The 22013-nt window shown below is 59.8% G+C and carries 25 protein-coding genes; 13 read left to right on the forward strand and 12 right to left on the reverse strand.

Annotated elements, in window-relative coordinates; translation table 11 throughout:
• Nucleotides 1-2: 2 nt before the first annotated feature.
• From SynA1560_RS05230 to folE, 3 genes are read left to right on the forward strand one after another with little or no spacing between them, the layout of a single operon-like run.
• Nucleotides 3-992: an acetyl-CoA carboxylase carboxyltransferase subunit alpha gene (locus tag SynA1560_RS05230; RefSeq protein ID WP_186470581.1), complete on the forward strand. Its 990-nt coding sequence runs from the start codon at nt 3-5 to the stop codon at nt 990-992.
• 24 nt (nt 993-1016) lie between these two features.
• Nucleotides 1017-1724 carry an SDR family oxidoreductase gene (locus SynA1560_RS05235; RefSeq protein WP_186470582.1) on the forward strand — a complete coding sequence of 236 codons (708 nt, stop codon included), beginning with the start codon at nt 1017-1019 and terminating at the stop codon, nt 1722-1724.
• A 12-nt stretch (nt 1725-1736) separates the two neighbouring features.
• On the forward strand, nt 1737-2519 hold the full coding sequence (folE, locus tag SynA1560_RS05240) for a GTP cyclohydrolase I (protein ID WP_186501340.1): 783 nt from the start codon (nt 1737-1739) through the stop codon (nt 2517-2519).
• 39 nt (nt 2520-2558) lie between these two features.
• On the opposite strand, the gene SynA1560_RS05245 is transcribed toward folE, so the two are convergent.
• Nucleotides 2559-3242, reverse strand: coding sequence for a phosphoribosylanthranilate isomerase (locus SynA1560_RS05245; protein ID WP_186470584.1), 684 nt, complete (start codon nt 3240-3242; stop codon nt 2559-2561).
• 71 nt (nt 3243-3313) lie between these two features.
• Between SynA1560_RS05245 and SynA1560_RS05250 the strand changes: the two genes are divergently transcribed.
• Nucleotides 3314-4585: a site-2 protease family protein gene (locus tag SynA1560_RS05250; RefSeq protein ID WP_186501341.1), complete on the forward strand. Its 1272-nt coding sequence runs from the start codon at nt 3314-3316 to the stop codon at nt 4583-4585.
• Here the strand turns inward: SynA1560_RS05250 and SynA1560_RS05255 are convergent.
• Nucleotides 4558-5331 (reverse strand): lipoate--protein ligase family protein, encoded by a 774-nt coding sequence (locus SynA1560_RS05255; RefSeq protein WP_186501342.1) that lies wholly within the window; start codon nt 5329-5331, stop codon nt 4558-4560. The two genes, SynA1560_RS05250 and SynA1560_RS05255, sit on opposite strands and share 28 nt — an antisense overlap.
• Before the next feature lie 7 nt (nt 5332-5338).
• On the opposite strand from SynA1560_RS05255, the gene SynA1560_RS05260 reads away from it, so the two are divergent.
• Nucleotides 5339-6109, forward strand: a complete 771-nt coding sequence (locus SynA1560_RS05260) for a sulfite exporter TauE/SafE family protein (protein ID WP_186470587.1) — start codon at nt 5339-5341, stop codon at nt 6107-6109.
• A gap of 18 nt (nt 6110-6127) precedes the next feature.
• Here the strand turns inward: SynA1560_RS05260 and SynA1560_RS13920 are convergent, their stop codons facing one another.
• The 3 genes from SynA1560_RS13920 to SynA1560_RS05270 form a co-directional block, all read right to left on the reverse strand.
• Entirely contained in the window at nt 6128-6688 is a 561-nt protein-coding gene (locus SynA1560_RS13920) for a hypothetical protein (RefSeq protein ID WP_370523185.1), read from the reverse strand.
• A 66-nt stretch (nt 6689-6754) separates the two neighbouring features.
• Nucleotides 6755-7117, reverse strand: coding sequence for a hypothetical protein (locus SynA1560_RS13925; RefSeq protein WP_370523186.1), 363 nt, complete (start codon nt 7115-7117; stop codon nt 6755-6757).
• Nucleotides 7118-7211: 94 nt separating this feature from the next.
• The gene (locus SynA1560_RS05270) at nt 7212-7712 is read right to left on the reverse strand and encodes a CRR6 family NdhI maturation factor (RefSeq protein ID WP_186470589.1); all 501 of its coding nucleotides are present in this window, start codon (nt 7710-7712) and stop codon (nt 7212-7214) included.
• A 79-nt stretch (nt 7713-7791) separates the two neighbouring features.
• Here SynA1560_RS05270 and psaM point away from each other — a divergent pair, with 79 nt between their 5' ends.
• Both psaM and SynA1560_RS05280 read left to right on the forward strand, forming a co-directional pair.
• The gene (gene psaM / locus SynA1560_RS05275) at nt 7792-7896 is read left to right on the forward strand and encodes a photosystem I reaction center subunit XII (RefSeq protein WP_186470590.1); all 105 of its coding nucleotides are present in this window, start codon (nt 7792-7794) and stop codon (nt 7894-7896) included.
• 59 nt (nt 7897-7955) lie between these two features.
• Nucleotides 7956-8297 carry a hypothetical protein gene (locus tag SynA1560_RS05280; RefSeq protein ID WP_186470591.1) on the forward strand — a complete coding sequence of 114 codons (342 nt, stop codon included), beginning with the start codon at nt 7956-7958 and terminating at the stop codon, nt 8295-8297.
• A 109-nt stretch (nt 8298-8406) separates the two neighbouring features.
• Here SynA1560_RS05280 and SynA1560_RS05285 read toward each other — a convergent pair whose 3' ends face one another.
• Nucleotides 8407-8631: a hypothetical protein gene (locus SynA1560_RS05285; RefSeq protein ID WP_186470592.1), complete on the reverse strand. Its 225-nt coding sequence runs from the start codon at nt 8629-8631 to the stop codon at nt 8407-8409.
• A gap of 694 nt (nt 8632-9325) precedes the next feature.
• Entirely contained in the window at nt 9326-9850 is a 525-nt protein-coding gene (locus tag SynA1560_RS05290; protein ID WP_186501343.1) for a hypothetical protein, read from the reverse strand.
• Nucleotides 9851-10032: 182 nt separating this feature from the next.
• Here SynA1560_RS05290 and SynA1560_RS05295 point away from each other — a divergent pair, with 182 nt between their 5' ends.
• Nucleotides 10033-10995, forward strand: coding sequence for a protochlorophyllide reductase (locus SynA1560_RS05295; protein WP_186470594.1), 963 nt, complete (start codon nt 10033-10035; stop codon nt 10993-10995).
• 14 nt (nt 10996-11009) lie between these two features.
• Here SynA1560_RS05295 and bchL read toward each other — a convergent pair whose 3' ends face one another.
• The 4 genes from bchL to SynA1560_RS05315 all read right to left on the reverse strand — a co-directional run bounded on the left by bchL (nt 11010) and on the right by SynA1560_RS05315 (nt 15560).
• The gene (bchL, locus tag SynA1560_RS05300; RefSeq protein WP_186470595.1) at nt 11010-11900 is read right to left on the reverse strand and encodes a ferredoxin:protochlorophyllide reductase (ATP-dependent) iron-sulfur ATP-binding protein; all 891 of its coding nucleotides are present in this window, start codon (nt 11898-11900) and stop codon (nt 11010-11012) included.
• A gap of 152 nt (nt 11901-12052) precedes the next feature.
• On the reverse strand, nt 12053-13633 hold the full coding sequence (locus SynA1560_RS05305) for a ferredoxin:protochlorophyllide reductase (ATP-dependent) subunit B (RefSeq protein ID WP_186470596.1): 1581 nt from the start codon (nt 13631-13633) through the stop codon (nt 12053-12055).
• Between the two features lie 6 nt (nt 13634-13639).
• Nucleotides 13640-14914, reverse strand: coding sequence for a ferredoxin:protochlorophyllide reductase (ATP-dependent) subunit N (locus SynA1560_RS05310; protein WP_186470597.1), 1275 nt, complete (start codon nt 14912-14914; stop codon nt 13640-13642).
• Between the two features lie 238 nt (nt 14915-15152).
• A complete protein-coding gene (locus SynA1560_RS05315) occupies nt 15153-15560 on the reverse strand; it encodes a hypothetical protein (RefSeq protein WP_186470598.1) in 408 nt (135 codons plus the stop codon).
• A gap of 96 nt (nt 15561-15656) precedes the next feature.
• Here SynA1560_RS05315 and SynA1560_RS05320 point away from each other — a divergent pair, with 96 nt between their 5' ends.
• Nucleotides 15657-16442, forward strand: a complete 786-nt coding sequence (locus tag SynA1560_RS05320) for a BMC domain-containing protein (protein WP_186470599.1) — start codon at nt 15657-15659, stop codon at nt 16440-16442.
• A gap of 35 nt (nt 16443-16477) precedes the next feature.
• Here the strand turns inward: SynA1560_RS05320 and SynA1560_RS05325 are convergent, their stop codons facing one another.
• Complete coding sequence (locus SynA1560_RS05325; protein ID WP_186470600.1) at nt 16478-17056, reverse strand: non-canonical purine NTP pyrophosphatase; 579 nt, start codon at nt 17054-17056, stop codon at nt 16478-16480.
• A gap of 290 nt (nt 17057-17346) precedes the next feature.
• Between SynA1560_RS05325 and SynA1560_RS05330 the strand changes: the two genes are divergently transcribed.
• The 4 genes from SynA1560_RS05330 (at nt 17347) to SynA1560_RS05345 (ending at nt 22009) form a co-directional block, all read left to right on the forward strand.
• Nucleotides 17347-17658, forward strand: coding sequence for a BMC domain-containing protein (locus tag SynA1560_RS05330; protein WP_006169870.1), 312 nt, complete (start codon nt 17347-17349; stop codon nt 17656-17658).
• A 68-nt stretch (nt 17659-17726) separates the two neighbouring features.
• Nucleotides 17727-19142: a form I ribulose bisphosphate carboxylase large subunit gene (locus tag SynA1560_RS05335; protein ID WP_011363747.1), complete on the forward strand. Its 1416-nt coding sequence runs from the start codon at nt 17727-17729 to the stop codon at nt 19140-19142.
• A gap of 59 nt (nt 19143-19201) precedes the next feature.
• Complete coding sequence (locus tag SynA1560_RS05340; protein ID WP_011363748.1) at nt 19202-19543, forward strand: ribulose bisphosphate carboxylase small subunit; 342 nt, start codon at nt 19202-19204, stop codon at nt 19541-19543.
• Nucleotides 19544-19645: 102 nt separating this feature from the next.
• The gene (locus tag SynA1560_RS05345) at nt 19646-22009 is read left to right on the forward strand and encodes a CsoS2 family carboxysome shell protein (protein WP_186501344.1); all 2364 of its coding nucleotides are present in this window, start codon (nt 19646-19648) and stop codon (nt 22007-22009) included.
• Nucleotides 22010-22013 lie beyond the last annotated feature (4 nt).

Here is a 22013-nt window from a genome sequence, read left to right on the forward strand (position 1 = left end):
CCATGGCCAGACGCCCGCTGCTTGATTTCGAGAAACCCCTGGTTGAGCTCGAACAGCAGATCGAGCAAATCCGTCAGCTGGCAAGGGATTCCGAGGTTGATGTGAGTCAGCAGCTGCTTCAACTTGAAACCCTTGCGGCACGCCGCCGGGATGAAATCTTCCAGTCGCTGACCCCAGCACAGAAAATTCAGGTGGCGCGCCACCCGCATCGTCCCAGCACACTGGATTTCATCCAGATGTTCTGTGACGACTGGGTTGAATTGCATGGTGACCGCCGAGGCAGTGACGACCAGGCTCTGATCGGCGGGATTGGTCGTCTGGGAGACCGCTCCGTGCTGTTGATCGGCCACCAGAAGGGACGCGACACCAAGGAGAATGTGGCGCGTAATTTCGGGATGGCCACTCCCGGTGGCTACCGGAAGGCTCTGCGGCTCATGGAGCATGCGGATCGCTTCGGCCTTCCGATCCTCGCTTTCATCGATACGCCGGGTGCCTATGCGGGACTTCTGGCTGAGGAGCAGGGTCAGGGCGAGGCCATTGCCGTCAACCTGCGCGAAATGTTCCGACTGCGTGTGCCGATCATTGCCACGGTGATCGGTGAAGGCGGCTCGGGTGGAGCGCTGGGAATCGGTGTGGCTGATCGACTGCTGATGTTTGAGCACAGTGTCTACACCGTGGCCAGCCCGGAGGCCTGCGCATCGATTCTTTGGCGGGATGCCGCCAAAGCCTCCGATGCTGCGGCTGCCCTGAGGATCACCGGCAAGGATCTGCTCAGCCTTGGTGTCGTGGATGAAGTGTTGGAGGAGCCGGCCGGTGGTAACAACTGGGCCCCACTCGAGGCCGGTGAAACGCTGCGCATTGCTCTGAATCGTCATCTCGATCATCTGCTGTCACTCTCCGAAGACGAGCTGAAAGATCAGCGCTACCGGAAATTCCGAGCGATGGGCCGTTTTCTAGATGTGGCCTCGCCGGAAAGTAACTTCGCTGCCTAGTGTGCTTCGGTTTGCACCGATTTCTTGCCCTCAGTCCTGATCACTGGTGCATCACGTGGTATTGGTCATTCAGCAGCAAAAGCGTTCGCTGACGCTGGCTGGGACTTACTTCTGGTGTCACGAAGTGAAGCTGCTCTTCAGTCGCTGGCGTCCGAGCTGAGATCGGGTGGATCACGCGTGATTCACCAATCCATCGATTTCACGGATCCCTCTGCCATTGCACCTGGGATCGAGACATTGCTCAGTCAGGGCCTTCGTCCTTCGGTGTTGATCAATAACGCCGGTGCGGCCTGGACTGGGAACTTGCTGGAGATGCCTCTGGAGCGCTGGAACTGGCTCATGCAGCTCAACCTCACCAGTGTGTATCAGGTGTCTGCTGCCGTTGTTCCCTCGATGCGACCTGCAGGTGGCTTGGTCATCAATGTGAGCAGTCATGCTGCTCGCAATGCCTTCCCCGGTTGGGGTGCTTACTGCACGGTGAAGGCTGCTTTGGCCAGTTTCACCCGTTGCTTAGCAGAGGAGGAGCGATCCAACGGAATCCGTGCTTGCACGCTCACGCTCGGGGCTGTGGACACGTCCCTCTGGGATTCACCCACGGTTGACAGCGATTTTGATCGGCGTGCGATGCTGCCCGTCAATCAGGCCGCTGCAGCACTTCTTCATCTTGCTCAACAACCTGCCACACAGGTCGTTGAGGACCTCACTCTCATGCCAGCCACCGGCGCCTTTTGAATTCTGAAAGAGATGACTTCCACACTCCCTACTTCCAGTAACGGCAACGGTGTTGCTCTCGGTAAGTTGCGCAGCAGTTCCCCAAGCAAAAGTCAATTCCCGATCGCGGAGGCCAAGATCTCCGAGGTGATTCGTGAGCGGCTGCGCCAGCGTGGGGTGTCGTTTTTGGCTAACGACAACATCGCTGATCACTTGCTTCCTGGTGAGCTTGAAACACTCCAGGTGGAAGTGGCTGACCGTGTGCGCGACCTGTTGCACAGCCTGGTGATCGACACCGAAAACGATCACAACACAGCTGAAACTGCTGAGCGGGTCGCCAAGATGTACCTGCAGGAAGTGTTTAAAGGCCGGTATCACCAGCAACCCAAGGTCGCCAGTTTCCCCAATGTGAAGCAGCTGGATGAGATCTACACCGTTGGACCGATCACGGTGCGATCCGCTTGCTCCCACCATCTTGTGCCGATCATGGGCAATTGCTGGATCGGAATCAAACCCGGCGCCCGTGTGATCGGACTCTCCAAATTCACACGTGTGGCTGATTGGGTGTTCTCACGGCCCCACATCCAAGAGGAAGCTGTGATGATTCTTGCCGACGAGATCGAAAAGCTCTGCGAGCCCCAAGGTCTCGGCATCATCATCAAAGCTCAGCACTACTGCATGAAATGGCGTGGTGTGCAGGAGCCGCAAACCAGCATGGTGAACTCCGTTGTTCGTGGCGACTTCCGCCACGACCCAAGCCTCAAGCAGGAATTCTTTGAGTTGGTGCGTCAGCAGGAAGCTCTGCTCTGCACCTGATCGTGCGCTGATTTGTTCCATCGATCAAACAGAACCCGATCACGTTGATGAGGCTTGATAAGGCTCCACGGCCTGCACCAGCTCTTCTACCAAGCTGAGATTCTTGACGCCGGGGCGTTCTTCCAACCGGCTGGATGCATCCAGCCCGAAAGGGCGCACCTGCTCTAACAGGGTGGGCACCCACTCCCCACTGACACCCCCTGCGAGCCACCAGGGTGTTGCTTGATTGATGCGGTCATCGACCTGCTTCAGCCAGGCAGGGTCCAACCGGTGTCCTGTTCCTCCCAGTTGGGACGGGCTCCAGGCATCCAACAACAGCGCGTCCACGCAATCGGAGTAAGTGTCAAGCCGGCTCAAATCCTGTGCACCGCGCAGGCGCAGCGCTTTCCACCAGCCAATCTGCGGGAACCGTCGTCTGAGTTGCTCGCAGTACTGCGGTGATTCCTGCCCATGCAGCTGAATCACAGAGGGTTGGCCCTCTCCTGAAAGGGTGGATCCCAGCTCCTCTTCGCTGAGATCAGCCACTACCCAGACCCGCTGAACGGAGGGATGTTCTACAGCAAGGCGCTGAAAGATGGCCCGCCGTCGTTCTTCCCCGACAAATCGTGGTGTCCCTGCAACGCCGATCACACCGATGGCCTGCACACCCATGGCAGCGATCGCGCAGGCCTGATCGCTGTCGGTGAGACCGCAGATCTTGAGGGACAGGCCCTGGTCGACCATGAAGGGAAGGTAGTTGAGGGTCCTTTCTAGGATTGAGGCAACGAGACCGGCCACTCCTGCCGGAAAAACACGTGGGTGATGGCTGGCAATTGATGCGTATCGGTGGGATCCCTCTCAGGGTTCACCCCAGCTGGTTCATCATCCTGGTGTTATTCACGATGGCGTTTCAGCAGCAGGTGGCCAGCACCATGCCGGACACCAGTGGCACGGTCTGGATCAGCTGGTTCATGGGTCTGGTCACCGCCTTGCTGCTGTTTGTTTCAGTGTTGCTCCATGAATTGGGCCATTCGCTGGTGGCCCTGCGTGAAGGGGTGAAGGTGCGCAGCATCACTCTTTTCCTAATGGGGGGAGTGGCACGGGTGGAGCGTGAATGCTCCACAGCGATGGGGTCGTTGCGCGTCGCCGCTGCCGGGCCAGCGGTCAGCTTGATTCTGGGGCTGATCCTGCTGGCAGCCTCCCACCCCGGCAATCACGTCAGTCAGTTGCTGGGAAATCTGTTGACGCAGCTGGGCTGGCTCAATCTGGTGCTGGCCATCTTCAATCTGTTGCCAGGGTTGCCGCTGGATGGCGGCCTGATTCTTAAGTCCCTTGTCTGGCAATGGACCGGAAGTCAGCGCCGCGGCATTCAGGTAGCAACCGCGAGCGGACGTTTCCTGTCGCTGTTCGCGATCATGCTCGGCTTCTGGATTGTGCTGCGCGGCGGTGGTTTCTCAGGCTTCTGGTTGGTGCTCCTGGGCTGGTTCGGGATGGGCGCCTCGCGCAGTCAAACGCAGACCCTGGCTCTTCAACAGGTGCTCAAGCGCGAAACCGTTGGCCCTGCTACGGCGCGCCGTTTTCGTGTGGTGGAGGCCGGTCAGAGCTTGCGCAGCCTCAGCAAACTTCGTCTTGGAGCGACGGAAGACGGCGACCAAAGCCTTCCCGACTGGGTGCTGGTGTGTCGAGAAGGGCGTTGGATCGGTTTCATCACCGATCAACCGCTCAAGGATTTGCCAGTTCAGCAGTGGGACCGACAGACCATCGCTGATCATCTCGAGCCCCTCGACCGTCTGCCATCGATTCAGCAGTCAGCCCCCCTTTGGAAGGCGGTGATTGCACTGGAGTCCAGCGCGCAGGGCCGTCTGTTGGTTCTTGGTCCTGCAGGACTCCCCAGCGGAACCCTCGATCGTTGTGATCTCGGAGAAGCCGTGCTCAAAGGTCTATCTGTGAAACTTCCCGATGGAATGCTGACCGCTGCCCGTCGCTCCAATACCTATCCCTTCGGCATGCCTCTTGCGCAAGTGGTCAAGAGCATGAAGTCTTCTGGGCTCTTGGAGGATCAAAGCCCAGATGCCCCCACCCGGTAGAGGGGAGCTCTGGTTTGGAGATCCACGCGCTCGGCGGCGCTGATCGGGAGGCTGATCCATTCCAAGCCAGGCCACGGCTTCTTGAAGGCCGTCATCAGTGCGTCTTCCACCTCCTGTGCAGAGGGGGGCTTGGGATGCCATTGCGGTGGTGGGCTCTTGAAGAGAGATCTCCAGAGGGTGACAGGCGGTGTCAGTGGGATTTCCCCATGCTGAAGCAGGTGACCGTGCTGCCAAAACTGAGCGCTGCCGATCCGTTTGCTGCCGTCTTCATCCACAAGGTCGGCCAGGGTTGAGCGGGCAAAGCAGTTGAATCCGCCAGCGTCTTGAGGATGATCCCCCGATCTCAGGCTGACCCCGAGCTGTTGGAATCCACGCCGGATGCAATTGTTCAAAATTGCATAGGCCTTTTTGCCTTGGCGAGGGGCCATGGGCCAGATCAAGGCATAGGTGAGTCCGCCGGCATGCAGCACAGCTCCGCCCCCACTTGGACGTCGAACCAGCACCACTTGCCCATCATTGGCGAGCTGATGCCAGCGGTCAGGAAGCTCACGAAGATGCCGGCCCAGGGAGAGCGTTGGGCGACGCCACTGATAAAACCGAATGACTGGGGATCGTTGCTCTGACCTCCAGCACTCCTCCAGCAACAAGGCATCCAATGCCATCTGTTCGGCACCGTCGAGCGCAAGATTCGGCACCATGCGCCCGCTGTTCCGTTGTTCGGACCGGCAGGATGCAGGCTGCGTCATGGCGGCGATGACTTTGACGGATGTGTTGCTGGTGGTGCCTCTGGGCCTCCTGGCAGGAGCCTTGGCAGGCCTCCTTGGCATTGGAGGCGGTTTGATCTTCGCGCCTTTGCTGCTCTGGATGGGCCTCAGTCCGCATCAGGCCCTCGCCACCAGCACGTTCGCGATCGTGCCGACGGCACTGGGCGGCAGCTTCATCCACCTCCGCTCGAGGTCACTGCAGCTCAAGCCCGCTTTTGCCATCGGCCTGGCGGCCTTCCTGACTGCTTGGGTGTTCAGCCAGCTGGGACGCCTGGTGGCCGGCTGGCATCTGTTGACGCTGCAATCACTGCTTTACGTGGTGCTGGCGTTCACAATTCGCGGTGATCGCGGCGACACTGAGAGACCTGACCAACAGCCGTTGCGCCTGGCCGGGCTGACCGCCGTGGGCGGCGTGGCCGGTCTTGCCGGCGGAATGCTGGGACTGGGAGGCGGGCTGTTGATGGTGCCGTTAATGGTGAGCGGGCTGTCGGTGCCAATTCGTCAGGCCATCCGGTTGAGCACGCTGGCGGTGGCCTGTTCCGCCACCGCTGCATCCCTTCAGTTCCTCCAGGAAGGCCGTGGTCAGTGGATGCTGGGGGTGCTGCTCGGAGCCGTCGCGGCTGTGGCGGCGCAATGGACGGCCTCAAAGCTCGACAGTGTGCGCGCTGGCACCTTGGCGTGGCTGCTCAGAGGGCTGGCGGCGCTGCTGGCCGTGGATAGTGGTCGCCGGGCCCTAGCGCTTGCCTTGCAGCAGGCATAACCGCTTGATTGCAAGCTCTCAGCCGGTGCTCCAGGCGATCAGTGGTTGGAGCCCAAGCGCAAACAGCACGCTGACCAGAACACCGACTGACGCTTTGCCAATGTCGTTGCCAATGATCTGGTGGAGCTCTCCTCCGTTCCGATTGGTGAACACCTCATCGAGGCTTTTTCCCTTGAAACGAAGGGCGACTTCTCGCCCGCCGATCAATCCCAGGAAGACCCAGGTGGTGCTGAGTGGAAAGCTGCTCAGGCCTGCTTTGATCAACAGGCACAATCCGAACGTGAAGTCGATCACGGTTGCCGAGCGCAAATCAGCCATGTTGGTTTTGCTGCTTAGCACCCCTTGAATCGGTCCGCCGCCGATGACCACCAGCAGGCACAGTCCGATGCAGAGAATCACGGTGCAGAGAACCATCGGCAGCATCCCCAGACTGCGCGGCAGATACACAAAGATGTTGGCCAGGTCCTGCACCATCCACATGCTCCAGAGAAATCCTGTCGAGCACCACTGAAGCCCGTACCAGATCGCGTTGAATTCCTTGTGGTCGCGAGTCCGCCGGAATACCCAGCGCTCCAACATCCACATCCCCAGCCACCAGACGGTCCAGCCAAGCCCGAACGCCAGGACATAGCCCGATAACGAGCTCTATAGCAATTTTCCGATGTTGTTCGGCACAAAGGATGTCAACACAAGGAAGGATGTGCTGACAGGGGCTCCCCAGGCTGTTAGTGCCAGCACAGCCAACGGTGGCAGGACGTACACCCAGGTGAAAGTTTCAGGGAGGGGAAAGTGCTCCAGGCGCCCCCAGGCGGGATCACCATTGTTCATGCTCCAGCCCAAGCCCAGAACCACAAGCGTGATGGTGCAGATGAAGCTCATCTGGATCCACCTGGGCGTCCGTGCTCGGTTGGACGAGATGTAGGTGCCCAGCGTCTGCAGAGAGTCATTCGCCACCACGGAGCAGGCGGCGAGGAGAAAACCCAGCACCATCCAGATGTTGACGTCCATCAGTGCGACTACTGGCAACACCTGTTTAGAGAGAAATATTTTCTAAGGACTTGATTTGACCGACTTCAGTCGGGGTGGTTCGTTCCCTTACCCCTTACCGCGACTGATCCAGCAGCTCCCAGAAACCGGCATCCAACTCGAAGCCCAAACTTGCGGCCATCAGGCTCAGATTGCCCCGCTGCTGGCCAGCTTGGCCAGACCTTGCACCGAGATGATCCAACAGCATCAGGCGGTGGGTGATCCAGAGCTCCAGGGCCTGTGGGTCGAAGCGAATGCCTTCGCTGGCGCTGAAATCATGGGGAACCAGCATCGCCACGTGTTGCGCGAGGCTGCCGCTGGTGCGATCCAGAAGCAGGGGCAGCCAGGGATGTTGCGCATCAGCCTTAAGCGCCCACAGCCTGGGTTCTGGGCATTCACTGAGTTCCCGGGGGTCTTCGGCAGGGCGCGGCCATGCATAGCGAATCTCTAATGCGGCACCGGCCTGGAGCAGGGTTTCCAGTGGTTGTGTTATCCAGGGGTCGAGCGGTTTCAGATCCAGCGTCCGGATCGCCTCTGCGTCGATGGTGACTCGGGGATCAGGACTCAGCGCTTGCATGGGGGTGTGACAGGCCTTTGCGAATGATGGCGTCCCGAGCGCTAAGCACGAAAGAATGCGTGTGTTTCGTGGATCCGACATGGTCAGCTCAATCACCCAGACCGAAATTTTCATCGCTCTCGTGGTCGCTGCTCACGCCGGCGTTCTGGCCTTGCGTCTCTGCGTGAGCCTTTACCGCGCCTGAGTGCATCGGGATGGAACAGGTCCTCTTGGCAGGTCCGGGTCCTCGCGTTAAAAGCGGACATGCACAAAGCTGTTCCATCCGCGCCTGATGCTGCCTCTTTGGCCGCTCTGCTTCAGCATCAGAACGATCGTCGGGAGCTGTTGTGCAGCACCCTCGCTCTCGCTGTGAAGGTGGGGTTGATCTTTTTGGGGTCTGTGAGCCTCGTGCGGCTTTCAGTGGCCTATCAAGAAAGGCTTGATCGCCATGGGGAGCTTGCTGCTGTGGTGGATGTTGAGGCCAATAAATTGCAGGGACTGCAGCATCGCTTTGACTCGCTATTCACTCTTGGAGGCGAGAAGCGGTTGATGGATGAGCAGGAGCAGTGGATTGCTCCCAATCGGTTGCGCGTGATCTGGCGCTGAAGCGAAAGCAGGGTCTCAACCTCTCGCTCATCCCCCGGTGGGCAGTTGAAGTGGAATCGGCAACCCCCACAGCGTTTCCTTACCTAAAGGCCAAAGAGGTTGTGGAGGGTCAGGTGTTGGATGAAGCCTCTTCGTAGTTGAAGTCCTGCAGACCGTATTGGGCCATTCTCTTTCCAGATTTTGTGTCAAACAAAGAGACAACTAAGTCGGGCTCCTTCCAGTTTTTTTGGTTGATCAATCTGTTCAGTGCGTCCATTGCATCTTCAAGGTCGTCGTGGAGATCAACATCGCGGAATGCTCCACCTTCTGATCCAACCGCAATTCTGTAACCCATGCATGTGTGTGATTTCGAGCATGGTACGGCGGCGGATCCCTGGCAACAGATTGAGGCTGTCTGAACAATTCATCGTTTGTAGCCAGCAATGAAGACACCCCTCGTTTTGAGGCGGGCAACTGCTGACATGGGGGTGGCAGATGCGTTCAGTAGCGATAAAGAGGGTTTGATGCTGCATCGATGGGATGCTGATTCACACCGCACATGGTCAACCTGTTGGTGAATGGATTGACGACGGCAAGCACCCGCCCTTCAGGGCGCCAGGGTGTCCGTTGCAGGCGTTGAATTACGACGAGTCTCAGATGAAGGAAAGCGACGCTGAGACCAGAGCACAACGGGGATCATTGGTTTACGACTGCTGAGCGTCTGTTCTTCTGCTGAGCGTCTGTTCTTCTGCTGAGCGTCTGTTCTTCGATCTGGTCACCGAAGGATTCTTTGGTTGCGGTTCTGTGGGGAGACCGCTCAGCTTCTTTCTGCGCGTTGGCCACTCCAGGGGTTGGTTTGGTGGCCACTAGAAACCAAACGTTCCGAGCATCAGCTGCAGAAGGCCGAGGCCCAATAGGAAGGTGCTGGCCAGGAGGCCGAGATCTTTTCTCGAGGGAGCCACGGCTGCCCGCAACAACAAGGTGGAAAAACCTAAAGGAAATCTAAAGAAGCATTTGCGCGTCTCAACCTCTCGTCACATCGGTGAATCTCAGTTGCGGCTGTTCGACGCTGTTGACAGGATCAACCGAAGCAGGCCGGAGAGGCTGCTGCTGGTTCCGTTTTGGTGGTTGTAAACAAGGTCGCTGATCACCCAGCCGTTGTCCGATCGAATCAGGCGATAAGAGAGTTGCTGGGGTCTTTCTGATGCGCGTCCTCTGAGACCTGTCTGCACGGCCACGGATGCTGCGATCACGTCTGGAAAAAATCCATTCGCTGCGGGGTAGAGCTTGTGGCAGCCGATCACATCGGCCCCGAAGGTTGTCACTTGGGTTCCGCTGAACACCACGAAGTCGAGAAAGGCTCGATCCACCCGCGGGTCGAGATCCCAGGCACGGTGGAGTTGGTCGTAAAGCTCAGGCGTGAACGTTTGTTTCTGCAGTGTGAGGTCACCGCGATGTTGATCTGCCTGAGCAGCGAGGTGCCATCGGTACAGGTCATCGAGGCGATCCACCACCTGTTGGGGGCATGCCGCTCCAGCCGAGGTCAGGGCTGTCGCAAGGATCAGATTCAGCACAGCAAATCAGCACGTTCTCCACAGTGTGTGCTGTTTTCCCTGGACGCGGGTCTTGCTTCAAAGCCGTTTGGATGGCTCAGCCGGACTGTTGCACTGACGGTCCAGCCCGCTGAGATTCGTGACCGAAGCATGCCGCTGGTTTCGGCTGGCGTTCAGACTGACGCCCTCCTTGGACTGATGCGATGTCCGCCCCTGGCACCGTTCTGATCACCGGCACCACCTCCGGGGTCGGTCTTAATGCCACGCGAGCCTTAGTGCAGCAGGGTTGGACGGTGATGACCGCCAACCGCAGTCCGCAACGCGCTGCTGCTGCTGCTGATGCGCTGGATCTTCCCAAGGAGCGGCTTCAGCATGTGTTGATGGATTTGGGTGATCTCGACAGCGTGCGTCGGGCCGTGGATGCCTTGCCCGAGCGTCTGGATGCCGTGGTCTGCAACGCAGCCGTGTACAAGCCCAAGCTGAAGCAGCCGGAGCATTCCCCTCAGGGCTATGAAATTTCAATGGCCACCAACCATTTCGGCCACTTCTTGCTGATTCATCTGCTGATGGATCGTCTGCAAGCTTCCACGCATCCATCCCGCCGTGTTGTGATCCTTGGAACCGTGACGGCGAATTCCAAGGAGCTGGGTGGCAAGATCCCTATCCCTGCTCCCGCCGACCTCGGCGACCTATCCGGCTTTGAGGCCGGGTTCAAAGACCCCATTGCCATGGCCAGCGGCAAGCCGTTCAAGCCCGGCAAGGCCTACAAAGACAGCAAACTCTGCAACATGATCACGACGCAGGAGCTGCATCGGCGTCTTCATGCGGAGACCGGCATCACCTTCTCATCGCTCTATCCCGGGTGTGTGGCCGATACGCCCCTGTTTCGCAACACGCCACGGGCCTTCCAGGTGATTTTCCCCTGGTTTCAGAAGAACATCACAGGTGGGTACGTCACCCAAGCGCTGGCCGGTGAGCGGGTCGCCCAGGTGGTTTCCCATCCAGATTTCGCCGAATCTGGTGTGCACTGGAGCTGGGGTAACCGTCAGAAAAAAGACGGCGAACAGTTCCGTCAGGAACTATCCGAGAAGGCCACTGACCCCGAAACCGCGTCAAAGGTTTGGGATCTGTCGATGGCGTTGGTGGGGCTCAGCAACGAGGGCTGAGCCAGGCATCACCATCAGTCGAAGCCGAGCAGGTCGAAGATCTCTCTGTCTTTGAGAGGCTCAGCTTCTAAGGGCTCAACCGACTCAAGCATTGACTGCGCCAGCCTGAGGTATTCCTGTTGAACAGCGCTCACCCCTTCATCGGCAGGATCCATTTCGAAGATGGTGCACTTCTTCAGGCGTGACCGTCGGATGGCGTCCACGTCTCGGAAATGGGCCATGGTTTTCAGGCCTGTGCGGGTGTTGAACTTATCGATCTGATCGGTGTCTGCCGAACGATTGGCCACCACGCCACCAAGCCGCACTTTGTAATTTTTGGCTTTGGCCTGAATCGCGGCCACGATTCTGTTCATGGCGAAGATGGAATCAAAATCATTCGCCGTCACAATCAAGCAGTAGTTGGCGTGCTGCAGCGGTGCAGCAAATCCACCACAAACCACATCGCCGAGCACGTCAAAGATCACCACGTCGGTGTCCTCAAGCAGATGGTGCTCTTTGAGCAGCTTCACCGTCTGGCCAGTGACATAACCACCACAGCCCGTGCCAGCCGGCGGGCCGCCGCTTTCGACGCACTGAACTCCGTTGAAGCCGTTGAAGACGAAGTCTTCAGGTCGGAGTTCTTCGCTGTGGAAGTCCACTTCTTCCAGGATGTCGATCACGGTCGGCACCATCCGATGAGTGAGCGTGAAGGTGCTGTCGTGCTTTGGGTCGCATCCGATTTGCAGCACCCGCTTGCCCAATTTGGAAAAGGCGGCGGAGAGGTTGGAGGAGGTGGTGGATTTGCCGATCCCCCCTTTGCCGTACACAGCAATCACCAGGGTTTCCTCGGTGATCTCCATGCCCGGATCCTGGTGGACCTGCACGCTTCCTTCGCCGTCTGCCGGCCGCCTCAGGGTCGTGGTCATTCAGCACCCTTCTCCAATGGGTTTGGTTTCATTCAACAGCAGTTCATGGACTGATGCTCATTTACAACGAGAAATCAAAGATCTGCTCCCGCTGACATCAGAATATCCGTCCATTTTTAAATGGTAAAAATAAAAAAATTGAGTGCAAATGCTCATGCCTTGTAGTGGGCTTTGGCGTCATAGAGCGTTTCGCTACTGATCTCCAGATGGCCCTGCTCGCGTGCATAAGACTCTGTGTTGCGTCGCACTTTGCCGCGAACGAAAAATGGAATCTTGCGAAGCTCGGCTTCGCCATCCGCGGTCCAAGTCAGACCTGTGGACGCTGTGGCTTGATCCGCACTTGATGCTGTGGGCATTTCAGCGCTTGCGCCCGACCCTCCGCTGTGGCCGAGATGGCTCTGATGTCCATCCACAAACTCGAAGTCGTGGCGGAACATGCCGATCAGATGCTCCTCCAGACCCATCATCAAGGGGTGCACCCAGGCATCAAAGATCACGTTGGCCCCTTCCCATCCCATCTGAGGACTGGTGCGTGCGGGGACGTCTTGCACATGCATCGGTGTGCTGATTACCGCGCAGGGAAGTCCTAGCCGTTTGGCGCTGTGGCGTTCCATTTGCGTTCCCAGCACCAGCTCCGGCGCCGTCTCCGCCATAGCGGCCTCCACCTCCAAATAGTCATCCGTGATCAGGGCCTCCAGGCCCAGTTGCTTCGCAGCAGCCCGTACCGCCCGTGCCATCTCACGGCTGTAGGTGCCAAGGCCGACCACCTCGAAGCCCAGCTCCTCTTGGCAGATGCGTGCGGCAGCTAGGGCGTGGGTGCCATCGCCGAAAATAAACACGCGTTTTCCGGTGAGATAAGTCGAATCCACTGATTCGGAGTACCAGGGCAAGCGTGAACGTCGATAACCTTCGTCGGGTGCCGGCGGCTCCATCCCAAGCAGGGTGTGGAGCTCCACCAAAAAGGCGTGCGTGGCGCCAACGCCGATGGGGACCGTGCGCGTGAACGGGGTGCCGAAATTCCGCTCCAGCCAGCTGCAACTGGATTCGGCAATTTCTGGGTACAGGCAAACGTTGAGATCCGCCTGAGGCAGGCGTTGGATGTCATCCACACTGGCGCCAAGGGGAGCCACCACGCCGACATCCACACCATGAAGAGTCAACAACCGCTGCACTTCGAGCACGTCATCGCGGCAGCGGAATCCAAGTAGCGAGGGTCCAAGCAGATTCACCCGCGGCCGCCGGCCCTCAGTTTTCCAGGCCTCTGTGTTGTGCTGCGGCTGATCCGGCACCTGTGGCTTCAGCAGGCTGCGGGTTAGTTGATACAGCGTTTCGGCTGCTCCCCAATTTTCTTTCTTGCTGTATGCAGGCAGTTCCAAAGGCACCACCGGCATTGTCAGGTCCATCCCCTTGGCCAAGGCACCGGGTTGGTCCTGAATCAGTTCAGCGGTGCAACTCTCTCCAACGAGCAGTGCTTCAGGTTGAAAGCGCTCGGCCGCTTCTCGCACCGTTCGCTTCACCAGTTCGGCAGTGTCGCCTCCCAGATCCCTGGCCTGAAAGGTGGTGTAGGTGACCGGTGGGCGCTCCCCTCGCCGTTCGATCATCGTGAACAACAAGTCGGCATAGGTATCCCCTTGTGGTGCATGCAGCACGTAGTGCACGTCGCGCATGGATGCGGCGATGCGCATGGCCCCCACATGCGGCGGGCCTTCATAGGTCCAGAGCGTGAGTTGCATGGGATTTCAGACGTGAACAGAGGGTTGAGGCGCTGTGGGATGCAGTGCTGGTTCGATGCGCTGACGCCGGCGCAGGGGTCTCGAGAACAATTCGGCCAGATCACCGGCCTGATCGATCCCATGGATGGGACTGAACACAAGTTCGATCGACCACTTGGTGGTGATGCCTTCCGCTTCAAGAGGGTTGGCCAGGCCCATGCCGCAGACCACAAGATCCGGCTGGCTGTCGCGAACGCGGTCCAGCTGGCGATCGACGTGTTGTCCTTCCATCACCGTGGTGCCTTCAGGAAGCAGCGCCAACTCTTCGGCCATCAGCTCACGGTTGAGATACGGCGTGCCCACCTCCACCAACTCCATGCCGCATTCACGCTGCAGAAAGCGTGCAAGCGAGAGCTCGAGCTGCGATTCAGGCAGCAGGACAATCCGTTTGCCTTCGAGAATCTGGCGGTGTGGCGCCAGGGCCTGATGGGCCCGCCGTTCGAGGGGATCGAGCACCTCCGCCACCCGATCGGCTGGCAGGTTGAAGTCTCGGCAGGCGGTCTCCATCCATCGGCGACTGCCCTCTGCTCCGAGCGGAAAGGGTGCACTCAACACGCGTGCGCCGCGATCGCGAAGCATCCGCGCGGTGTTGCTCAGAAACGGCTGGGTGAGCAGAACCGTCGTGCCGGGTCCCACCGCTGGTAAGTCCGTTGATTGCCGAGGCGGCAGGCTGTGCACCGTCTGGATGCCCAGGCGTGTGAAGAGGTGGATCAGGCGGTCTTCCACCGCATTGGCGAGGGTTCCGACCAACAGCAACTGACGCTCGTCAGTGCTGGGCAGCAGCGGACCCAGTGCTGCGAGAGCGCCATCCTCGCCATCGGTGAAGGTGGTCTCGATCCCACTGCCGGAGTAATTCACGACTCGCACACGCCCTTGAAGCTCCTCATTCAGGCGTTCGGCGGCACGAGCTAAATCCAGCTTGATCACCTCACTGGGGCAGGACCCCACAAGAAACAGGGTGCGAATTTCCGGTCGACGTTGCAGAAGTTCCCGAGCCACACGGTCGAGCTCGTCATGGGCATCGGCGAGGCCCGCTAGATCGCGTTCGCTGAGGATCGCGGTGCCAAAGCGCGGTTCCGCGAAGATCATCACGCCGGCGGCGCTCTGGATCAGATGGGCGCAGGTGCGGGACCCGACCACCAGGAAGAACGCATCCGGCATGCGGCGATGCAGCCACACGATTGAGGTCAGGCCACAGAACACCTCCCGAGGTCCTGACTCCTTTTGCAGATTCGCGCCCATGGCGATTCCCGAGCTTTTCCTGTTATCACCATGACCACAAATGAGCGGAGCGAGCCAAGTGATCGAAACTCTTTGGGATCACTGCGGTTCAGGTTGTTTCCGCTAACGCGCTTTCAGACAACGGTCCACCGGGGTGGACTGTCGAGCTGCACACCCACACCCAATCGAGGGTGATCGCCCAGCTAACGACCACCGCTGTTCTACGCACATGGCATGCCAAGACAAACCCGCATTGGGCTCAGAGTCTGCGGCGGAAGCGATTCTCAACGAAGTGTGCGCTGGAGTGGCTTTCGGCCTCTTCCATGCGGGTCAGGCGCCAGACGTTGCGGCTCACGCGACGGGCCTGCAGGCCTCCGCGTTCAACGACTTCGCTGCCCGGGCGTGCCCCGAGCAGATAGGTCACCTCTGATGTGGTGAGAGGGGCGCCGGTTTCGATAGCAAGCGACGTCAATTCCAATCTGTGGCGCAGTTGTCGCACCATGATGCTGGGACCGCTTTCCTCCGCTTCGATCCAGGGGAGTTCTCCCTGCCCTTCGCTGGCGAGTCGCTGCATGAGCCGATAGCTCACCAGGCCGAGGGCCTGCTCGGCATTGATCTCTGTCAAGAGTTGACCTGGCTCTTCAGCGGTTTGGCGTGTCGGAGCCATGGCTCAAAAGGCAGCTGGGCTGAAGGTATCGGCTGTGTCCAGCTGCGCAAGCGCCCATTCCCTGATTTCTGGAGAGCTTCGAGTAACATCTCCGCCATGAATCGTTTCGCCGGCTTCGACGCCAGGGAGCGGCGGGTCGGCGGAAGCGCTCTCGTCACTGGAACGGAGGTCAATCCCTCCGCCAGTGGTGCAAGCTGCGTGGTCACCACCGATTCGGAGTCTTCACGCTTCACGCGGCGGAACAGCCATGTGCAGTCGATTGAACTGCGCACGCATGTCTTCATCGATTCACTGCAGCCACAACTCGCGGCCTATATGGGTTCCGTGAGCCAAGGTTTCCTTCCCATACCGGGAGATGCCTGCCTCTGGATGGAGGTGTCACCTGGTATGGCTGTGCACCGTGTCACTGATATTGCCCTCAAGGCCAGCAACGTGCGCCTCGGTCAGATGGTGGTGGAGCGGGCCTTCGGATCCATGGCCCTGTATCACCGCGATCAGAGCACGGTGCTCCATTCCGGAGATGTGGTGCTGGAGGCTATCGGCAGCTCCATCGAGCAGCGCAGTCCCGCTGAAGTGAGCTGGACCGAAGTGATCCGAGCCATCACGCCCGACCATGCGGTGTTGATCAATCGTCAGAACCGCCGCGGTTCGATGATCGAAGCAGGGATGAGCATGTTCATTCTGGAAACTGAACCGGCCGGCTACGTGTTGATCGCCGCAAACGAAGCCGAAAAGGCATCGAACATCACCCTTGTGGACGTGAAGGCGGTGGGTGCTTTCGGTCGCCTCACCCTTGCCGGCCGGGAAGGTGATGTGGAGGAGGCGGCTGCAGCGGCCATGCGGGCCATCGACATGGTGAATCGACGCTCCACCCAGCGTTGAGTTGAGCAAGTCGAGTTGAGCAATCAGTTCAAGCGTTAGTGCAGATGGAGACGTCGCCTTAGGCCCGGTGCAAGCGCTCGAGCAGCTTTGCCTCGACTACCGAGCTTGGTCAGCTGCGCTGTGTTCAGTTCTCCATAACTGCAACCGGCTTCTCGCACCCAGAACAGCGACTCGATGCCGCCTCCGGCATAAGCGGGCTCCTGAAGCAGCTCGCCCCAGCAGAACCCTTCGGCTTCCTCGTCGCACTCACCATCCGGTGAACAGAGCACCATGGCACTGCGAAAACAGGCACTTCGATAGGGGATTCCCTGCATCGCCTCCGTCAAGCGCGACAGCTTCTCGGGATCTGATGCAGCAAATCGGGCAGTGAACAGACCCGGAGCTCCATCGAGGGCGTCCACTTCCAGACCCGAATCATCGGCGAGAGCCCAGCAGCCCGTGCGTTCGGCAGCCGCGCAGGCCTTCAGGCGTGCGTTCTCCAGGTAAGTGGATCCCGTCTCCTCGACCTCAAGATCCGGAGGTTGGCGTTGAACTTCGATGGCAATCGGCCCGAGCATCGATTCAATTTCAGCAACCTTGTGCGGATTGCCGCTGGCGATGATCAGGGTGCGCAAGGCACGGCTCTGCGGAGGAGCACCATTGTGTGGGATGGGGCGACAGAGAGCCGTCGGGAAGCTTTACGGAATGTAAACGGGACCACCTTGTCGCCATCGTCAACCGTTTGTGCTGGCCTGCTCACATCCCTTGCCACAGTTCTCTGGATCAGTCCACGACAGGGTGATCAGCGTGGCTTATCAGGTTCACTACGGACAGTGATCCGGGAATTGCTCGCTAGCCCTTGACGCCATCCCCTGCGGCAAAGCAGTCTCACCCGCGAACATTCCACCCCTTTTCCCGGTAGGCAATGGCTAACGAAACCATGGGCATCGCTCTCGGCATGATCGAGACACGCGGCCTCGTCCCCGCGATCGAAGCAGCTGACGCCATGACCAAGGCTGCCGAAGTGCGCCTGATTGGTCGTGAGTTCGTCGGCGGCGGTTACGTCACCGTTCTGGTTCGCGGCGAGACCGGTGCAGTGAACGCAGCTGTGCGTGCTGGCGCCGATGCCTGTGAGCGCGTGGGCGACGGCCTCGTTGCTGCACACATCATCGCCCGCCCCCACCGCGAAGTGGAGCCTGCACTGGGCAACGGCAACTTCCTTGGTCAGAAGGACTGAGATCGGCTGAACCTCTGATTTGAGGTTGCAACGTCTCACCCCCTTCACCGACTTAACGGAGTTTTCTCATGAGCAAGAAGTACGACGCTGGGGTCAAGGAGTACAGGGATACCTACTGGACTCCTGATTACGTCCCCCTCGACACCGACCTGCTGGCCTGCTTCAAGTGCACCGGCCAGGAAGGTGTGCCCAAGGAAGAAGTCGCCGCTGCTGTGGCTGCTGAATCCTCCACCGGCACCTGGTCCACTGTGTGGTCCGAGCTCCTCACCGACCTCGACTTTTACAAAGGCCGTTGCTACCGCATCGAAGACGTCCCTGGTGACAAGGAGTCGTTCTATGCCTTCATCGCCTACCCCCTCGACTTGTTCGAAGAGGGTTCCATCACCAACGTCCTGACCTCACTGGTCGGCAACGTGTTTGGTTTCAAGGCGCTGCGCCACCTCCGTCTGGAAGACATCCGCTTCCCGATGGCGTTCATCAAGAGCTGCTACGGCCCGCCGAACGGCATCCAGGTCGAGCGCGACCGCATGAACAAGTACGGCCGCCCTCTGCTGGGTTGCACCATCAAGCCGAAGCTCGGCCTGAGCGGTAAGAACTACGGCCGCGTTGTCTATGAGTGCCTGCGTGGCGGTCTGGACTTCACCAAGGACGACGAGAACATCAACTCCCAGCCCTTCCAGCGTTGGCAGAACCGCTTCGAATTCGTTGCGGAAGCCATCAAGCTGTCCGAGCAGGAGACCGGCGAGCGCAAGGGTCACTACCTCAACGTGACCGCCAACACTCCCGAAGAGATGTATGAGCGCGCTGAGTTCGCCAAGGAACTCGGTATGCCAATCATCATGCACGACTTCATCACTGGTGGCTTCACGGCCAACACCGGTCTGTCGAAGTGGTGCCGTAAGAACGGCATGTTGCTGCACATCCACCGCGCCATGCACGCGGTGATCGACCGTCACCCCAAGCACGGCATCCACTTCCGCGTTCTCGCCAAGTGTCTGCGTCTGTCCGGTGGTGATCAGCTGCACACCGGCACCGTGGTCGGAAAACTCGAAGGTGATCGTCAGACCACCCTTGGTTACATCGACCAGCTGCGCGAATCCTTCGTGCCCGAAGACCGCAGCCGCGGCAACTTCTTCGATCAGGACTGGGGTTCCATGCCTGGCGTGTTTGCCGTTGCTTCCGGCGGTATCCACGTGTGGCACATGCCTGCCCTGGTCACCATTTTCGGCGACGACTCCGTTCTTCAGTTCGGTGGTGGTACCCATGGTCACCCCTGGGGCTCCGCTGCAGGTGCTGCTGCCAACCGTGTGGCCCTCGAGGCTTGCGTCAAGGCACGCAACGCCGGCCGTCATCTCGAGAAAGAGAGCCGCGACATCCTCACGGAAGCCGCGAAGCACAGCCCCGAGCTGGCCATCGCCCTCGAGACCTGGAAGGAAATCAAGTTCGAGTTCGACACCGTCGACAAGCTCGACGTTCAGAACTGATCGTCTCAACGGCCGGTTGATGGAACCGGCCATCCCCTTCTCTTACACCCAGGATCCCCATGCCTTTCCAGAGCACCGTGGGTGACTATCAAACAGTCGCCACCCTGGAGACCTTCGGCTTTCTCCCGCCGATGACCCAGGACGAGATCTACGACCAGATCGCCTACATCATTGCCCAGGGTTGGAGCCCGCTTGTCGAGCACGTTCACCCCAGCAACTGCATGGCCACTTATTGGTCGTATTGGAAGCTCCCCTTCTTCGGTGAGAAGGATCTCAACGTTGTGGTGAGCGAGCTCGAGGCTTGCCATCGCGCTTATCCCGACCACCACGTGCGCATCGTTGGCTACGACGCTTACACCCAGAGCCAGGGTGCCTGCTTCGTGGTCTTCGAAGGCCGCTGATCTCCGGATCACTTGGTTCAGAGCCCTGATTCAGTTCAGGGCTCCAGTTTTTTCCGAAGGGACAGATGTTCCTTCAATTCACGTCGAAATCCTCGGGCGGACATGGCAAGACTCTCCAGTCGCGAACTCGCACTTGAGCGCCGTAAGGCGCTGACCACTTCCGGTAAGAAAGCGTCTGTCGCCGCTCATGGCGGTGCCAATCGGGTGCGTACCGCCTCTGATGCCAGAGCGACCCGCACCAATGCGAATGCCGACCACTCCGATGTGTCCGTGCCAGCCGCTCCCGTCGCTGTTGCTCCGCGACGTTCGGCAACACTGAGCTCGTCGACCGCTCCTGTTCGTTCCCAGGTGAAGTCCCAGCGCCATCCAAGTCGTGACTTGGTGTTGGCTCGTCGTGAAGCCTTGTCACGTCGTGGCAAATCCGCTGATACCAGCAAAGACCGCAACCGTTCCGATGTTGCGAAGCAGTCGAATCCTGTCGCTGCATCTGCACCTCAGGAGACCAAATCCTGCGGCTGCGGCGGCAAGCGCGCTGCTGAGAAAACTGAGCTCTCCGCACCTCCCGCTGCCAAGGTTCAGTTGACTGCTCGGATCGAGCGCCGGTCGGCAATACCCAAGCGTCGGGCGATCGAGAACCCCAGCCGCGCTCTCGTGCTGGCGCGTCGTGAAGCGATGGCGAAGCATGGCAAGACCGCCGGCAAGCAACCCACCAGTGCTGCTGCCGTCGCCCGTCAGGCCAACCCCGATCTCACGAGTCGTGAGCTGGCACAACAGGTGCGAGAGCTCCGCGCCAAAGCCGGCGCCCGCAACAAGCAGAGCGCTGGTGTGACCCGCCCTACCGGTCCCAACCGTCATGGTGCAAAGCAAGCAGCTGCTGCTGATGCCCACTGGAAAGTGGGTGAAAGCACCACCACTGGAGGCCAGACCGTGACCGGGACTCAGGCCAACCGCTCGGTGAAGACCACCGGCAATGAAGCCAGCACCTGTCGCTCCATCACCGGCACGGAATACCTGGGCGCCGAGGTGTTCCAGACCTTCTGCCAATCTGCTCCTGAGCCGACCACCCCGGCCAAGGTTCGCGTCACCGCGACAAGTCACGGCAACCGTGTCACGGGGAATGAAGTCGGCCGTTCCGGCAAGGTCACCGGTGATGAGCCCGGCACTTGCAAGACGGTGACCGGCACCGAATACATCTCCGCCAACCAAGCCGCTGCTTATTGCGGTACCTCTCATCCTTCTCCCCGCAAGGTGGGTCACAGCCTCACCCTGCAGGGCCGACCTGTGAGCGGTGTGATGGTCGGTCGTTCCGCCAGCGTCACCGGCGATGAAGCCGGTGCTGCACGCAATCTCACTGGTGATCAGTACTTGGGTTCTGATCCCTTGCCCGAAGGACGACCTGCCGCCAAGGTGGGCCTCTCCGGAACCCTGTCTGGCACTGGTGTGACTGGCACGATGGTGGGCCGCTCGGCGCAGGTCACCGGTGACGAGTTCGGCTCCTGCCACCGCGTGACGGGCGATCAGTACGTCAGTGCTGAGCAGGTGAATGCTTTCTGTGGAAGCAAGCCCGAGCCAGAAGCCGCCAAAGTTGGCTTCAGCATCACCAATCGCAACCAGGTAGTGAGCGGCACCCGTACGGGTCGATCGGAGATTGTGACTGGCGATGAGCCTGGCAGCTGCCAGGCCGTGACCGGAACTCCTTATGCAGGTCTCGAGCAGGCCGGCCAACACTGCGGCACCCCCGCAGTCCAGGCCATCCGTGAGCGCACTCCCGTGCGTGCGGGCACGCCTTCTGCTGCCTTGACCGGCATCCAGCCCGGAGTGGGCGGTGTGATGACGGGTGATCAGCGCGGCGCTTGTGAAGCTGTGACAGGGACCCCTTATGTCGGTGCTGACCAGCTCGCCGCCGCCTGTGGCGCTGATGCTCCTGCCGGCACCGACACCCATGGTGAATCCCCTGAAGGTGCACCCTGGACTCGTTTCAGCGTGGTGTCCCCTGCCCGTGCAGCCCAGCAGCAGCGTGAGGCTCGCTCCGGCGTGACCGGTACGTCCTACGAGCAAGGGAACCGGATCACCGGCCCTTTTGACATGGCTGGCGGCAAGGTGACTGGCACGGAGCAATTCCGCTTCGACAACCGCGACTTTCAAAACCGCCAGCAGCGTCAGTTCCAGCCCACCGTGGCTGTGGTTAGCGAGCCCTCAGAGAAGCCCGCATCCCGGGTGACCGGAGAGGGATCCTCCACCAAGATCACAGGTGATGACTGGGATCGTGGTGAGCATGTCACGGGTACCGAGGGTGCTTCGGCTCGTCGTCGTAACCCCAGCCGCCCTGGCCCGATGAGCGCCATGTCTCCTTTCGAGCGCAAGCGCAACGAGGAAACTGAATGGCCTGTGAGCCGTGTGACCGGTTCCAGCGGCAACACTGAAAAGGGGTCCCTGATCACCGTCTCCGGTGGCGCAAGGGGTTGATTCG

This window comes from Synechococcus sp. A15-60, from assembly GCF_014280095.1.
Classification (GTDB): domain Bacteria; phylum Cyanobacteriota; class Cyanobacteriia; order PCC-6307; family Cyanobiaceae; genus Synechococcus_C.